The organism is Citrobacter sp. RHB35-C21 (assembly GCF_013816515.1).
Taxonomy (GTDB): domain Bacteria; phylum Pseudomonadota; class Gammaproteobacteria; order Enterobacterales; family Enterobacteriaceae; genus Citrobacter; species Citrobacter braakii.
Window position 1 is genome coordinate 51,916 of record NZ_CP057148.1, and the last position, 15,141, is coordinate 67,056.

Here is a 15,141-nt window from a genome sequence, read left to right on the forward strand (position 1 = left end):
TGCGGCGGGTCCCGCTTTACTCATCGATACCGCATTCGCACGGCAGAAAGCGGCCGATAAGCTTGCGATACAAAAACGCCCCGATAATCGCCCCCACCACCGGCGCCAGCAGCGGCACCAGAAAGTAAGGGATCGCCAGCACACCGGTAAAGGCGATCGAGCCCCACCCGGCCAGACTGGTAAACAGTTTTGGGCCGAAGTCGCGCGCCGGATTCAGCGCAAAGCCGGTTAGCGGCCCCATCGACGCGCCGATCACGGCGATCAGCAAGCCAATCAGCAACGGCGCCAGCGGCCCGCGCGGAATTCCGTTGCCGTCGTCGGTCAGGGCCATGATCATCGCCATCAGGATTGCCGTGATGGTGGTCTCAACGGCAAACGCTTGTATAAAAGTGATATGTGGATGCGGGTACGTGGAAAAGACCCCGGCCAGGTTAAGGCTGGCGGCAGTGCCGCGCACGATATGCTGACTCTGTTCAAGATCGAGAAACAGCTGGCGATAGAGCCCATACACCAGCGCGGCGGCGCAGAAGGCCCCGGCCGTCTGGGCAACAATAAACGGCAGCACCTTGCGGCGTTCAAAACAGGCGAACAGCCACAGGGCAATGGTCACCGCCGGATTAAGGTGCGCGCCGGAGACACCGGCCGTCAGGTAGATGGCCATGGCGACGCCAAGGCCCCAGATAATACTGATCTCCCACTGACCAAAGCTGGCCCCGGCGACCCGCAGCGCAGCGACGCAGCCCGCGCCGAAGAAAATGAGCAATCCGGTGCCAAGAAACTCGGCCACGCACTGCCCGGTTAAGGTAGAAGTCTGGTTCATTATCGGCATCCTGAAATAGCACGTTAAAGAGAGAGGCTGGCGCGAGCGCCCGTTTAATTCGCCTGACCGGCCAGTAGCAGCCCGGTGGCGACCGCATTGCGCGGCCCTTCTGTTCCCCGAATATTGCCCTGCCCGGCGACTACGCCATAGTGCGACAAGGCTTCCGTGATAAGCTGCGGGATCTCAAAGTCCAGCGATGAGCCGCCCACCAGCACCACAAAGGCGATATCGCGAATGGAACCGCCGGGTGAGACCTGGCGCAGCGCGCGCAGGCAGTTGGTGACAAACACTTTCTCTTTCGCCTGCCGGCGCACGAGACGAATTTTTTCCAGCGGGCTGGCGTTATCGATCGGCACCAGTTCGCCCTCCTTGATGTACACCACTTTGGCGAACACCGCCGGGCTGAGGGCTTCCCGAAAGAACTCCACCGCGCCATTCTCGTGACGAATACTGAACAGGCTTTCCACTTTGGCCAGCGGGTATTTTTTTATCGCTTCCGCCAGCGAAAGATCCTCGAGGCCCAGCTCGGTTTTAATCAACAGGCTGACCATATTCCCCGCCCCGGCGAGATGGACCGCCGTTATCTGCCCCTCCGCGTTGACGATCGCCGCATCCGTCGAGCCGGCGCCGAGATCGAGGATCGCCAGCGGCGCCGCACAGCCGGGAGTGGTTAACGCCCCGGCGATGGCCATGTTGGCCTCCACGCCGCCCACCACCACCTCGGTCTGCAGTCGGGCGCTCAGTTCGCGGGCGATAACCTGCATTTGCAGACGGTCCGCTTTCACCATCGCCGCCATCCCGACGGCATTTTCCATGGCGCACTCGCCGGCCATCCCGCCCTGCACCTTGCGCGGAATAAACGTATCCACCGCCAGCAGATCCTGGATGTATATCGCGCTCATCTCATGGCCGGTCAGGGACGCCATTACCTTTCGCACCCGCTCCAGCATGCCGCCTGCGTGCGTGCCTGCTTCACCACGAATATCACACACGGGCGCGCAGGCGCTCATCGCCTGCATAATGGCCTGCGCGCCTTGCGCTACGTCGGCTTCACCGCCACGCTTTTCACCACGGATAAAGATCTTACCCGCCGGGATCACTCTTGATCGCACATCTCCCTGCGGGGTTTTCAGCACCACAGCGGAACGGTTGCCAATCAGCGCTCTGGCGATGGGGACAATAGTTTGTGTTTCCTCAGGGGTCAGGGCAAAGAAGGTTGCGATACCGTAAGGATTCGACAGCACCCGCACCACCTGTCCCGGGGCCGCCACTTCCACCGCCGCCAGCACGCCTTCCGGCACCTTCTCCAGTAGAGTGACTTCATCAACCACCGGTATTGGCCGATGCAGGCGATTATTCACCAGCACGCCATCATCTTTTTTCAGGATGGCCGCCACCACGTTGACGCCGCGATCCAGCGCTTCATTGATAAACCAAACCGCCTCAAGGAAATCCATCTCCTCACCCACCAACGGTATCCAGCCCTGGGCAAATCGATCCTCGCTCAACGCCGCCAACTTCTCCACGGCGATGGTGGTTCCCATGCCCACGCCAACGCCGCCGGGCGTTTGCGGGTTATGACCAATCATCGTTGATTCGGTAATGATGGTTTCAGTGATGGTTTCCATCGCCACATCGCCAATCACCGGTGCGGCCTCGTTGATGCAGATTTTTGCCACGTCCTGCAGCGACCACGGCGTTTTATCCAGCGCCTGCTGCAGGGACGCGACCACCCCGGCGATATTCTCCCGCGTGCCTTTCATCCCGGTCGTGGCGACAATCCCGCTGCCGATAAACCGGCCATCCTGCGCCAACGCCACTTCAGTGGTGGCGTTGCCGATATCGATCCCTGCAATTAACGGCATGCTGCCTCCGTCACTGACTGCCTTTACGCAGCTTATTTCTCTGCTGGTATACCTCTGCCGACTCGCGGACAAACCCGGCGTTCACCGTGGCGTGCCAGGTGTGTTCCAGTTCATCGGCAATGGCCTGCAACTCGGCGAACGAAGAACGAAACGGCCTCAGTGCGTTGTAGATCTCCAGAATGCGGGCATCCGGGATCGCAATCAGTTCTGCCGCACGACGAAAATTGCGCGCCACGGCATGACGCTGCATCTGCTCGGCAATCTGCGCCTGGTACTCCAGCGTTTGCTGAGAAATACGCACATCCTGCGGCCCTACGCGGCCCGCCAGCACATTCTCAAGGGTAATGTCGGTTAGCGGCTTGCCGCCAGGCGTCCGGATTTTCTCCGGGCAGCGGGTGGCTAATGGGTAATCCTGCGCGGTCATGATGTTGTCGTTCATGGTCATTCCCTTACCAGTGCAATATGCAACGTGACAGGCGCAGCATCCTGCACCACGTGTTTGGTTTCTTTGATGTGAAACAGCGCGGCCTTGGCCATAAATTTAGGGCGCACCATCTGGTCATTGACCACTGGCACCGGCGAAGGCGACTCTTTGCGTGCATAGCGTGCGGCGTTTTTACCAATCTGACGATAGGTTTCCAGCGTCAGCAGCGGAGCCTGAGAAAACAGTTCCAGGTTACTTAGCGGCAGCAGATCGCGCTGATGAATCACCGTGGTTCCTTTCGACTGGATACCAATCCCAATGCCTGAGCCGCTGAGATTTGCCGCATCCCATGCCATAAAAGAAACATCTGAGGTGCGCAGGATCCTCACTACTCGCGCATGCAGCCCCTCTTCTTCGATGCCAGCAACCAGCTCTTTCAAAATCGCGTTGTGCGGCATATCAATCAAGGTTTTATGCTGATACTTATCAAAGGCCGGGCCGACGCCTATCACGACTTCATCCACGCGTTCGTCCGCTTTAGCCGCCTCGCCTTCGCTCACCTGTAAGATGAAAACCGGCTTACGTTCAGTTGTGCATTCCACTGTGTACCGCCTTATTCGATCGAGCCGGGCTGAACCACGCCCGCAATATTTTTAATTTCCGCCCAGCGTTCGGCACTGATGCGATAGCCGGTACCAGGTCCCTGATAATCATTGATGTCGTTGACGGCGCTGACGACGTCGAACTGGCGATCCAGAATAGCCGACGTTTGCAGGTAATCACCGGTAACACGCTGTCTCAGCATATTGAGGATGTTACTGGCGATATCTTCGAAACCGCTACGGCTTAGTGCGCCGACGATATCCAGCCCGGTGATATTGCGCTTCATCATCTCTTCCACGGCGGCCAGATCTTCCACCACATTGCGCGCGGGCATATCTTTGCTGCCGTGAGCATAAGTAGCAGCTTCGACTTCTTCATCGCTAATCAGCGGCAGGCCCAGTTCGCGGAACACTGCCTGAATGGCGCGTGCCGCCTTGTTGCGGATGGCGATGGTTTCTTCTTCGGTTACAGGACGCAGACCACCATCAACCATCAGATCGCGTTGCAGAATGTTGTAATCATCGAAGTCTTCCGCGTCGAAGTTCGACCCGGCAAACATGTTGTCGTAGTTCGGTACGGCGCTATAGCCGGAGAAGATAAAGTCGGTGCCGGGAAGCATTTGCATCAGGGTACGGGCGGTACGGCGAATATCAGAGTGGGAAAAGGTCTGGTCATTGGCGGAGGCCACTTCAAGGTCGAGCATTGAGGCAATCAGGTTTTCCGCCAGCACCGCGCGGATCCCCGACGGCACCGCGCCGGTCATGCCAATACAGCTGACCGCACCGTTTTGCAGCCCCTGTACGCCCGCGCCTTTGGTGATAAAGATGCAGCGCGACTCCAGATAGAGCATCGATTTACTCTCGGAATAGCCCATCAGCGCTTCCGAACCGGTGCCAGAGGTGTAACGCATTTTCAGTCCGCGAGACGCATAGGCCGAGGCGAGAAACGCTTTGGACCACGGCGTATCATCGCCGTCGGTAAACACAGACTCTGTACCGTATACCGACACGGTTTCGGCGTAGCTGGTTAACCCGCGCATCCCCAGCTCCAGCTCAGTCGCCTCCTCAACGGAACATTGCGTCAGCACGCCGGGGCGACCGCACTGGGAACCGACCAGCAGCGCCAGGGCGTTAAACGGCGCATAGCGGGCGATCCCGACCGTCGTTTCCTGTTCTGAAAAACCACGGATCCCCGCTTCAGCCGCATCGGCGGCAATCTGTACCGGGTTGTCTTTCAGGTTGGTGACATGGCACTGGTTGGACGGCGTGCGTCTGGCGCGCATTTTTTGCAGCGCCATCATCATTTCCACCACGTTCATTTGCGCCATCACCTCCACCGCTTTCGCCGGGGTGATAGCGGTGGTAATAGCAACAATCTCTTCCCGGCTGACGTGGATATCCACCAGCATTCTGGCGATCTCCAGCGCGTCGAGCCGCATTGCCCGTTCAGTTTCAGCCACGTTAATCGCGTAGTCGGCAATAAAACGGTCAATCATGTCGAACTCGGCGCGGCTCTTGCCGTCCAGCTCAACAATACGACCATTCTCTACCTTCACCGACGAAGCCGGATCGTAGGGGCTTTCCATGGCGATCAGTCCCTCTTCAGGCCATTCGCCAATCAGCCCATCCTGATTTACAGGGCGCTTCGCAAGCACTTCGAATCGTTTTGATCTTCTCATAGTTTATGGACTCAAAAGATAAAAAATAGGGACGCCGGGCCGTATTGCCGGGGACACACCTCCCGGCATTCGCCTTTCATCAGCAATGGCCGAACTCTAAATGAGCACAGCAATAAAAAAATAAAATTAATTTCGTTCCAATTTGGCACGTAATAAAAATTCATCGTTCCATATTGAAACGGTTCTCAGGAATATTCGTAGCGAATTGTGACGAAGTTAAATGATCATTATCAATAAACACTAATACACAAAATTAAATTAATACTTTTTAAATTTTCACCCTATTGACTTAATAACGCGCGGCGAGAAAATAAAGCCAAACCCAATGATAAAAAATAGCTGTATCGCGATATTTTCGTGACATCAGCCCTACAACATTTTCAGGAGAGACTGTGAATAAGAGCCAACCAATCGCCACCATTACGCTGGCGGCGGCGAAAAAAATGGCGCAGGCCGTCGAGGCTAAAGCGCTTGAGATCAACGTGCCGGTGGTCTTTTCCGTGGTGGATCGCGGCGGCAACACGCTGCTGATGCAACGCATGGACGACGCGTTCGTCACCAGCTGTGATATTTCTCTTAATAAAGCGTATACCGCCTGCTGTCTGCGGCAGGGGACCCATGAAATTACCGACGCGGTACAACCGGGTGCGTCACTATATGGTTTACAGCTAACGAATCAACAGCGGATCGTTATTTTTGGTGGCGGCTTACCTGTCATGTTAAACGATAAATTAATCGGTGCTGTCGGCGTAAGTGGCGGTACTGTCGAACAAGACATGTTATTAGCGCAAACCGCACTGAATTGTTTCTCTGAATTATAATTTAAATCTAAGAAGGTAAATTATGAGCTATCGTATGTTTGATTACCTGGTGCCAAATGTGAACTTTTTTGGCCCGAATGCTATTTCCGTCGTGGGCGAACGCTGCAAACTGTTGGGCGGTAAAAAAGCGCTGCTGGTGACTGATAAAGGTCTGCGAGCCATTAAGGACGGCGCGGTTGATAAAACCCTCGAACATCTGCGTGAAGCCGGTATTGACGTGGTGGTGTTTGACGGCGTCGAGCCAAACCCTAAAGACACCAACGTGCGCGACGGCCTGGACGTTTTTCGTAAAGAGCAATGCGATATCATCGTTACCGTCGGCGGTGGTAGCCCGCATGACTGCGGTAAAGGCATCGGTATCGCGGCGACGCACGAAGGCGATCTCTATAGCTATGCCGGGATTGAAACCCTGACCAATCCGCTGCCGCCGATCGTCGCGGTGAATACCACCGCCGGTACCGCCAGCGAAGTCACCCGTCACTGCGTGCTGACCAATACCAAAACCAAAGTGAAGTTTGTGATTGTCAGTTGGCGCAACCTGCCGTCGGTTTCCATTAATGACCCACTGCTGATGCTCGGCAAACCTGCGCCACTGACTGCGGCAACAGGAATGGACGCCCTGACCCACGCCGTTGAGGCCTATATTTCAAAAGATGCCAACCCGGTTACCGACGCCGCCGCTATCCAGGCAATTCGTCTGATCGCCCGCAACTTACGCCAGGCCGTAGCACTGGGCAGCAACCTGAAAGCTCGCGAGAATATGGCCTATGCCTCTTTGCTGGCGGGTATGGCCTTCAACAACGCCAACCTTGGCTACGTTCACGCGATGGCGCATCAGCTTGGCGGTCTGTACGACATGCCGCACGGCGTAGCAAATGCCGTCCTGCTGCCGCACGTGGCGCGCTATAACCTGATCGCTAATCCGGAGAAATTTGCCGACATCGCGGAGTTTATGGGTGAGAACACTGACGGTCTGTCCACCATGGATGCTGCCGAGCTGGCGATTCGCGCCATCGCTCGCCTGTCAGCCGATATCGGTATTCCGCAGCATCTGCGCGAGCTGGGCGTCAAAGAAGCCGATTTCCCGTATATGGCGGAAATGGCGCTGAAAGACGGCAATGCCTTCTCCAACCCGCGTAAAGGTAACGAGAAAGAAATTGCCGGGATCTTCCGTCAGGCATTCTGATCAATAAGGGGGCGCAATGTCACTTTCATCACCGGGCGTACATCTGTTTTATCACTCACGCTGGCAGGATACGCGCGTGCTTGATGAACTATGCTGGGGGCTGGAAGAGCAAGGCGTCCCTTGCCGGACAATCTGTTGCGACGAGCATGACTGCGCGCTGGCCCTCAGCAAGCTGGCGGCTAAAAGCTCAACGCTACGCGTGGGTCTCGGCCTCAGCGCCAGTGGTGATATTGCCCTAACCCACGCCCAGCTACCCGAGGATCGGGCGCTGGTCTGCGGGCATATCGCCGCTGGGATAGCCAGCATCCGCACGCTCGGCGCCAATGCGGGCCAACTGGTCAAAGTGCTTCCCTTCAGCGAGATAAAATAAATGTATCGCATCTATACCCGAACCGGTGATAAAGGCACGACCGCGCTATTTGGCGGCAGCCGTATCGACAAAGACGACATCCGCGTTAACGCCTATGGTACGGTGGATGAACTGATTTCCCAGCTTGGCGTCTGCTATGCCAGCTCGCGCCAGGCAGAATTACGCCAGGATCTGCATGCCATCCAGAAGATGCTGTTTGTGCTGGGGGCGGAACTCGCCAGCGATGAGAAAGGTCTCGCCCGCTTAACGCAGACGATTAACGCCGAGGATATTCAGGCGCTGGAGCAACTTATTGATCGCAATATGGCGCAGAGCGGCCCCCTGAAAGAATTTGTCATTCCGGGGAAAAATCTGGCATCGGCACAACTACACGTGGCGCGCACCCTGGCACGGCGGCTGGAGCGGATCCTCATCGCGATGGACAAAAAGCTGACGTTACGCGATGAACCCAGGCGTTATATCAACCGGCTGTCGGATGCGCTGTTCTCCATGGCCAGAATCGAAGAAACTACTCCAGATGTTTGCGCTTAAACTGGCTGGCGTCGATGTCGTACTGCTTCATCTTACGCCACAAGGTGGTGCGACCAATATTCAGCAGTTGCGACATCTCCTGTACTCGCCCACTGGTGACACGGGCGGCATGGATAATCGCCTCTTTTTCGATAGCGGTAAACGTCAGGCTGGCTGGCAGCAGGGAAGACGCGGTCTCCAGACCGGGACGCTCGGCAAACAGATAATCAGGTAAATTACTCAGCCGGATATGCCCGTTATCGCTACTGATAGCGATGTTTTCGATAATGCTGTTCAGCTCGAAATCATTGCCCGGCCACGAATAAGCCACCAGTTGTGCCAGCGCGTCGTCGTCGATCTTCAGGCTGGATGAGAAGCGTTTTTTCAGGCTATTCAGTCGCGTATAAATCAGCGAGGGAATACTGTTACGCCGCGCCCGTAGCGGCGGGATAACAATCTCAAAAGAGTGCAGCGCGTAATACAGTTGGCGGCTAAAGCGGTTTTGCTCCACCAGATTAGCGAGATCAACCGTAGTGGTGGCGATCACTTTCACATCCACCGGAATCAGCCGACGGGCATCAAGACGGGTTAATACTCCCTGCTTAATCACCTGTAACAGCGCGGATTGCAGCTCCGGTGCCAGATATTCAATTTTCTCCAGAAACAGCGTGCCGCCGTTCGCCAGCTCAAGGCGGCTCAACCGACCATTTTCATCATCGGTAGGCGCACTGCCCATAAAATCCTGCCCCAGCACGCTGTTGGCATACAGCTGACAGTTCACGGCAATATACGGTCCGCTGGCGCGTTCGCTTTCATTGTGAATGGCCTGGCTCAGCAGCTCTTTCCCTACGCCCTCTTCCCCACACAGCAGGATCGGGAAACTCCCCCTTGCCGCCTGGCGACCAAAATGGATCAAGCGTCGGGTTTCCGGATCGTCCGTCGACATCTGCTCAAAGGTGTGGCTCACCTTACCAAGCTGGCTGGTCATCAGCTGACGCATTTGCTCCACCGGGTGCAGCAGCAGGATAAAGCTGTTGCCCTGCTCCTCAACAATCGGCTTCAGGGTGATAACAGCATCAACAAACTGGTGCTGGCTTTCAAAAGTGACTTCGACGTGATTCAGACCGCGGGCATGTTTAATTGCCCGACGCAGCAGCATGGGCATATTGAGCAGGTCGTGAATGTTTTTGCCCTGGCTGGCCTGCGCGTCGAGATGCAAAAGCAGCGCCGCGCGCGCATTGAGGAACTGCAACACCCCCTGCTCATTCCAGGCCATCACGCCATCATCCATGCTCTCCAGCAGCCCGTACATCTGGTTCAGATGGCGGTTGGATTCTGCCAGCAGGCTGTCGGTCAGCAATGAATTGCCGACTTCTCTGGCAATCGCCAGCGTCAGGGATAAATCAGAAACGGACTCATGTTCTACCAGACAGCACAATGAGATGGAGCCAAACAGATGCCCATGGTTATCGAACACCGGCGTCGAGCAGAACGACCACGGATGCAACGCCTGTTTAAAGTGCTGAGCGCCAGAGGTTTTTGTCGGCTGCCCCGGCATCGTCGCCAGCGACAGCGCACAACTGCCGATAATGCTTTCCGCGCAATAGCTGCCGTCGCGAAATCCAAGCTCCGCCAGCTGTTCTATCGTCTGCGGATCGCCGCAACGGCTGAGAATACAGGCTGATTCATCCAGAATCAGCAGTGCGCACGGACGACCGTCCATAAACTCCCAGGCATCTTCCAGCGCGGCCTGCGCAATCGTCAGCAGCGCCGTCTTGCGACGACAAATCGACTCAAAGGTCAGCCCTTGCGCCTGATGCGGCGCCTGCCAGGTTTCCCGCTGCATAAACTTGCTGCAACGATGCCAGGACTGGGCGAGAACCGAAGAGACTTCCTGCCCGATGCTATGCGTGTGCGCCGTCATATCCCTTTCCGCTGTTTTGCCATAGACAACCCCTCCGGCAGAGACTGTCAGAGGGGGAGAAGATGCTGGGTAAATTTACCTGTGCCCGATTAACGCGCCAGCCACTGCTGTCCCAGCAGGTCTGCCGTCAAAATAGCGGCATGTACGCTTTCAGGCGTCACCGGGAACGGCATATTGTGAATAGTTTCACCTTCTGCGCAGGTGGCTTTAGCCACGGCCATAATCTTGCCGTCAATGTCGTCTTTCACACCCATTTCCGCTAACGTTACCGGCAGGCCCACTTTCTGACAGAAATTCAGCACGGTTTCGATCTCTTCCATCGGGCTGTTCTGCAGCACCAGCTGCGCCAGCGTACCAAAGGCGACTTTTTCACCGTGGTACAGATGGTGGCACTCTTCCAGAATCGTAAAGCCGTTATGGATGGCATGTGCCCCCGCAAGGCCGCTGCTTTCAAAGCCGATACCGCTGAGGTAGGTGTTGGCTTCGACAATACGTTCCAGCGCATCGGTCACCACGCCAGCCTGGGCGGCTAAGCGTGCCTTTTCGCCTTCCGCCAGCAGGGTATCATAGCACAGGCGCGCCAGGCTCAGCGCCGCCACGGTGGACTGCCCGCCCGCCATGCTGGTCGCCCGAGCGTCATAACAGGCTTTCGCTTCAAACCAGGTCGAGAGCGCATCGCCCATCCCGGCCACCAGCAGACGTACCGGCGCTTTGGCAATAATTGCGGTATCCATCACCACCATATCCGGGTTTTTCGGGTAGATCAGATACTCTTCAAACTCACCCGCTTCGGTATAGATAACGGACAGCGCGCTGGTTGGCGCATCGGTTGAGGCGATGGTCGGGATCACCACTACCGGCAGCTTCTGGTAATAACCAATTGCTTTGGCGGTATCTAACGTTTTCCCACCGCCAATCCCAACCACGCCGCGGCAACCGTGTTTTTTCAGAATGGCAATCAGGCGATTAATTTCAACATGGCTGCATTCACCGTTGAAGCGTTCCGCGTGGCAGCTAATGTCATGGCTGTGCAGGCCATTGAGTACCTTTTCTCCCGCCAGCTTCATGACGAAGTCGTCCGCAATCACGAAAAAGCTGTCCGCCAGATTTTTAGCGTATTGACCAAATAAGGTAGAAGCGTCAGGACCCTGGAGATATTTGGCTGGAGATTGAATAACTTTTAGCATTCCTTTCATCCTCAAATAAGTACATGTTTTTACATGGTGAGCCCTGGCGTTAACCCGTTTAGCCTGATGTTGACGGCGAAAGCGGACGTACCGGAGCGATGTAATAACTGTATGGCGAGGCGTGTACAAAAAAATCTTTCGTCATTTTGTTCTGATATGGAACAGATAAAAATGACATGCGTTTCATATTGGAACGCTTAACCACAAAAATAATGAGATTTGCGATCTCGATCCGTTCCGTTACCGCGAAATTACCGACAAACACGATGATAAATTTCCCCAATTACGCGCCATCCTGGGTAAAGCCCCGCAAAAAAGACTGACTGCGCCGTGTGGCCTGCTCTGATCGCAGGAGGAAAAAGTCGAGCGAGTTCGCATTGTGATGATTTCTCGCCTAATTAAGTTTCATTTCGGAACAAAAAACAGCAATCACGTTTCGTAATGAAACTCATTTTCGTGTTGTTTTTTTCCATGCTGACTTCGCCAGAATCTCTCTATCGCCTCCGCACCATGAACATGCATTCGGGGGTTTGTCTTACACTCAACCTCGAGGAGCCGTTATGTCTCAATTCTTTTTTAATCAACGCCCCCATCTCGTTAGCGACGTGATCGACGGTACAATTATCACCAGCCCGTGGAATAACCTGGCGCGTCTGGAGAGCGATCCGGCCATTCGCATCGTGGTTCGCCGCGACCTTAACAAAAATAACGTGGCGGTGATCTCCGGCGGCGGTTCAGGACACGAACCCGCGCACGTTGGGTTTATTTGCGACGGCAGATCGATTCAAAGGTCAGCCCCTGCGCCTGATGCGGCGCCTGCCAGGTTTCACGCTGCATAAATTTGCTGCAGCGATGCCACGACTGGCTGATAACGGCTGAAACTTCATTTTCCGCACCCTGAGTCTGAGCTGTCATATCCCTTTTCCGCTGGAGTTAACACAGTTAAAACGACAAAACCCTCCGGCAGCGGCTGCCGGAGGGAGGAGTTGATGCCGCAATGCGCCGCGGCATAGAACCTTGTGAAAGACTTAACGCGCCAGCCACTGCTGCCCAAGCAGGTCCGCGGTAAGGATGGCGGCGTAGACGCTATCCGCGGTGACCGGGAACGGCATATTGTGGATGGTTTCGCCTTCCGCGCAGGTGGCTTTCGCCACCGCGTGGATTTTGCTTTCGATACCCTCTTTCACGCCCATCTGGGCAAGGGTGATCGGCAGGCCGACTTTTTCACAGAAGCCCATCACGGTTTCGATCTCTTCCAGCGGGCTATTTTGCAGTACCAGCTGCGCCAGGGTGCCGAAAGCGACTTTTTCGCCGTGATACAGATGGTGGCACTCTTCAAGGATGGTGAAACCGTTGTGAATCGCGTGCGCGCCGGCCAGGCCGCTGCTCTCAAAACCGATACCGCTCAGATAGGTGTTGGCTTCGACAATACGCTCCAGCGCATCGGTCACCACTCCAGCCTGAGCCGCCAGGCGTGCTTTTTCGCCTTCCGCCAGCAGCGTATCATAGCACAGGCGCGCCAGGCTCAAGGCCGCCGCCGTGGACTGCCCGCCCGCCATGCTGGTGGCTCGCGCATCGAAGCAGGCCTTGGCTTCAAACCAGGTGGAGAGCGCATCGCCCATCCCGGCCACCAGCAAGCGTACCGGCGCTTTGGCGATAATCGCCGTGTCCATCACCACCATATCCGGGTTTTTCGGGTAGATCAGATACTCTTCAAACTCGCCCGCCTCGGTGTAGATAACCGACAGCGCGCTGGTCGGCGCATCGGTTGAGGCAATTGTCGGGATCACCACCACCGGCAGCTTCTGGTAATAGCCGATCGCCTTCGCTGTATCGAGGGTTTTCCCGCCGCCGATACCCACCACGCCGCGGCAGCCGTGCTGCTTAAGAATGGCGATCAGGCGGTTGATTTCCGCATGGCTGCACTCGCCGTTAAACCGTTCCGCATGGCAGCTAATATTGTGGCTATGCAGGCCGTTCAATACTTTGTCGCCCGCCAACTTCATCACGAAGTCATCGGCGATAACAAAAAAGCTGTCGGCCAGGTTTTTAGCGTATTCGCCAAACAGCATGGCGGCATCAGGTCCCTGGAGATATTTGGCTGGAGATTGAATAACTTTTAGCATTCCTTTCACCCTCAAATAAGTGCGTATGTTGACACGTGAGCCCAGGCCGTCATGCCGCGGCGCCTGATATCAATGGCGCTTACAGCCACGCTGCCGGAGCGATGCATCCACTGTAGGGCGAGCCGCGGCGAAAAAAATTTTTCCCTTTTTTGTTCTGTTCTGAAACAGATAAAAAAATAATGCGTTTCACATTGAAACAATGTGACTGAGAAAGCGATGGGATTGCGATCGCGATCGGATCATTTTGGCAAAAAAGCCGCTATCGTCTCCCCTCTTTAACGCAGAAAATCGCCTCAATGCGGCACAATGGCGAAAAAAATCATCCTTGCCCCATTTCTGATAGCAGAAAAAAACGGACAAATTATTAGCGCTGGCTCGCATTTCTCCTGTTTATCGGCAATTAATGTTCCATAAAGGAACAAAAATTCTTTTCTACGTTCCGTTATGGAACCAATTTTGACGGCATTTTATTTTGCGCCCGCTCAGCCAGAATCACTACATCGCCGGGCTACCCTTATAGACAGGCGACCTCCCCCTACCCTACGGAGCATAAACAATGAAAAAACTGATTAACCGTGTGGAAGATGTACTGAGTGAACAGCTTATCGGCCTGGCGAAGGCGCATCCTGAACTGACGCTGCACCAGGACCCGGTCTATGTCACCCGCGCTGATGCACCGGTCGCCGGCAAAGTGGCGCTGCTCTCCGGCGGCGGCAGCGGACACGAACCGATGCACTGCGGCTACATCGGCCAGGGCATGCTCTCCGGCGCCTGTCCGGGGGAAATTTTCACCTCGCCGACGCCGGACAAAATGTTCGAATGCGCGATGCAGATTGACGGCGGCGAAGGCGTCCTGCTGATTATCAAAAACTATACCGGCGACATCCTGAATTTTGAGACCGCCACCGAGCTGCTGCACGAAAGTGGCGTTAAGGTTACCACCGTCGTGGTGGATGACGACGTGGCGGTAAAAGACAGCCTCTATACCGCCGGACGCCGCGGCGTCGCCAATACCGTGCTGATTGAAAAACTGGTCGGCGCCGCCGCCGAACGCGGCGACTCGCTGGAAGCCTGCGCTGAACTGGGCCGCCGTTTAAATAACCTTGGTCACTCGATTGGCATCGCGCTGGGCGCCTGCACCGTACCGGCCGCCGGACAGCCCTCCTTTACCCTGAAAGATGATGAGATGGAGTTCGGCGTCGGCATCCATGGCGAGCCGGGTATCGACCGCCGCCGCTTCAGCTCGCTCGACCAAACCGTCGATGAGATGGTCGATACCCTGCTGGAAAACGGCGCATACAGCCGCACGCTGCGCCAGTGGGATAACGTCAAGGGAGCGTGGCAGGAAGTGAAACAGAGCAAAACCGCGCTGCAAAACGGCGATCGGGTTATCGCGCTGGTCAATAACCTCGGCGCCACCCCGCTTTCCGAACTGTACGGCGTTTACAACCGCCTTGCCCAGCGCTGCGAAGCGTCCGGCATTGTGATTGAACGCAACCTCATCGGCAGCTACTGCACCTCGCTGGATATGGCGGGTTTCTCCATCACCCTGCTGAAAGCGGATGATGACACACTGGCGTTATGGGACGCCCCGGTCCATACCCCAGCGCTGAACTGGGGAAAATAA

General features: G+C 55.9%; 13 protein-coding genes and 1 pseudogene. 6 read left to right on the plus strand and 8 right to left on the minus strand.

All coding sequences use genetic code 11. From position 1 onward, the window contains the following. Positions 1-16: 16 nt before the first annotated feature. From HVZ39_RS25165 to HVZ39_RS25185, 5 genes are read right to left on the minus strand one after another with little or no spacing between them, the layout of a single operon-like run. On the minus strand, positions 17-820 hold the full coding sequence (locus tag HVZ39_RS25165) for an MIP/aquaporin family protein (protein ID WP_007372195.1): 804 nt from the start codon (positions 818-820) through the stop codon (positions 17-19). 53 nt (positions 821-873) lie between these two features. Continuing rightward, positions 874-2,685: a diol dehydratase reactivase subunit alpha gene (locus HVZ39_RS25170; protein WP_007372194.1), complete on the minus strand. Its 1,812-nt coding sequence runs from the start codon at positions 2,683-2,685 to the stop codon at positions 874-876. A 10-nt stretch (positions 2,686-2,695) separates the two neighbouring features. Next, positions 2,696-3,124 carry a diol dehydratase small subunit gene (locus HVZ39_RS25175; RefSeq protein WP_007372193.1) on the minus strand — a complete coding sequence of 143 codons (429 nt, stop codon included), beginning with the start codon at positions 3,122-3,124 and terminating at the stop codon, positions 2,696-2,698. A 2-nt stretch (positions 3,125-3,126) separates the two neighbouring features. Next, positions 3,127-3,711 carry a propanediol/glycerol family dehydratase medium subunit gene (locus HVZ39_RS25180; RefSeq protein WP_009652918.1) on the minus strand — a complete coding sequence of 195 codons (585 nt, stop codon included), beginning with the start codon at positions 3,709-3,711 and terminating at the stop codon, positions 3,127-3,129. A gap of 11 nt (positions 3,712-3,722) precedes the next feature. Then, entirely contained in the window at positions 3,723-5,390 is a 1,668-nt protein-coding gene (locus HVZ39_RS25185; protein WP_016241522.1) for a propanediol/glycerol family dehydratase large subunit, read from the minus strand. A 392-nt stretch (positions 5,391-5,782) separates the two neighbouring features. Here HVZ39_RS25185 and HVZ39_RS25190 point away from each other — a divergent pair, with 392 nt between their 5' ends. From HVZ39_RS25190 to HVZ39_RS25205, 4 genes are read left to right on the plus strand one after another with little or no spacing between them, the layout of a single operon-like run. Continuing rightward, complete coding sequence (locus HVZ39_RS25190) at positions 5,783-6,211, plus strand: heme-binding protein (RefSeq protein ID WP_007372190.1); 429 nt, start codon at positions 5,783-5,785, stop codon at positions 6,209-6,211. Positions 6,212-6,233: 22 nt separating this feature from the next. Beyond that, a complete protein-coding gene (gene dhaT, locus HVZ39_RS25195) occupies positions 6,234-7,397 on the plus strand; it encodes a 1,3-propanediol dehydrogenase (protein ID WP_007372189.1) in 1,164 nt (387 codons plus the stop codon). Between the two features lie 16 nt (positions 7,398-7,413). Then, the gene (locus tag HVZ39_RS25200) at positions 7,414-7,767 is read left to right on the plus strand and encodes a glycerol dehydratase reactivase beta/small subunit family protein (RefSeq protein WP_007372188.1); all 354 of its coding nucleotides are present in this window, start codon (positions 7,414-7,416) and stop codon (positions 7,765-7,767) included. Continuing rightward, positions 7,768-8,298: a cob(I)yrinic acid a,c-diamide adenosyltransferase gene (locus HVZ39_RS25205; RefSeq protein ID WP_007372187.1), complete on the plus strand. Its 531-nt coding sequence runs from the start codon at positions 7,768-7,770 to the stop codon at positions 8,296-8,298. Here HVZ39_RS25205 and dhaR read toward each other — a convergent pair. Continuing rightward, positions 8,276-10,201: a dihydroxyacetone kinase operon transcriptional regulator DhaR gene (gene dhaR / locus HVZ39_RS25210; protein WP_009653098.1), complete on the minus strand. Its 1,926-nt coding sequence runs from the start codon at positions 10,199-10,201 to the stop codon at positions 8,276-8,278. The genes HVZ39_RS25205 and dhaR overlap by 23 nt on opposite strands. A gap of 89 nt (positions 10,202-10,290) precedes the next feature. Next, positions 10,291-11,388, minus strand: a complete 1,098-nt coding sequence (locus tag HVZ39_RS25215) for a glycerol dehydrogenase (protein WP_007372185.1) — start codon at positions 11,386-11,388, stop codon at positions 10,291-10,293. A 560-nt stretch (positions 11,389-11,948) separates the two neighbouring features. On the opposite strand from HVZ39_RS25215, the pseudogene HVZ39_RS25220 reads away from it, so the two are divergent. Further along, positions 11,949-12,155 (plus strand): annotated as a pseudogene (locus tag HVZ39_RS25220) (dihydroxyacetone kinase subunit DhaK); the annotation flags it as partial. A gap of 261 nt (positions 12,156-12,416) precedes the next feature. On the opposite strand, the gene HVZ39_RS25225 reads toward HVZ39_RS25220, so the two are convergent. Further along, positions 12,417-13,514, minus strand: a complete 1,098-nt coding sequence (locus HVZ39_RS25225; RefSeq protein WP_007372182.1) for a glycerol dehydrogenase — start codon at positions 13,512-13,514, stop codon at positions 12,417-12,419. Between the two features lie 556 nt (positions 13,515-14,070). Between HVZ39_RS25225 and dhaK the strand changes: the two genes are divergently transcribed. Further along, positions 14,071-15,141 carry a dihydroxyacetone kinase subunit DhaK gene (gene dhaK / locus HVZ39_RS25230; protein ID WP_007372180.1) on the plus strand — a complete coding sequence of 357 codons (1,071 nt, stop codon included), beginning with the start codon at positions 14,071-14,073 and terminating at the stop codon, positions 15,139-15,141.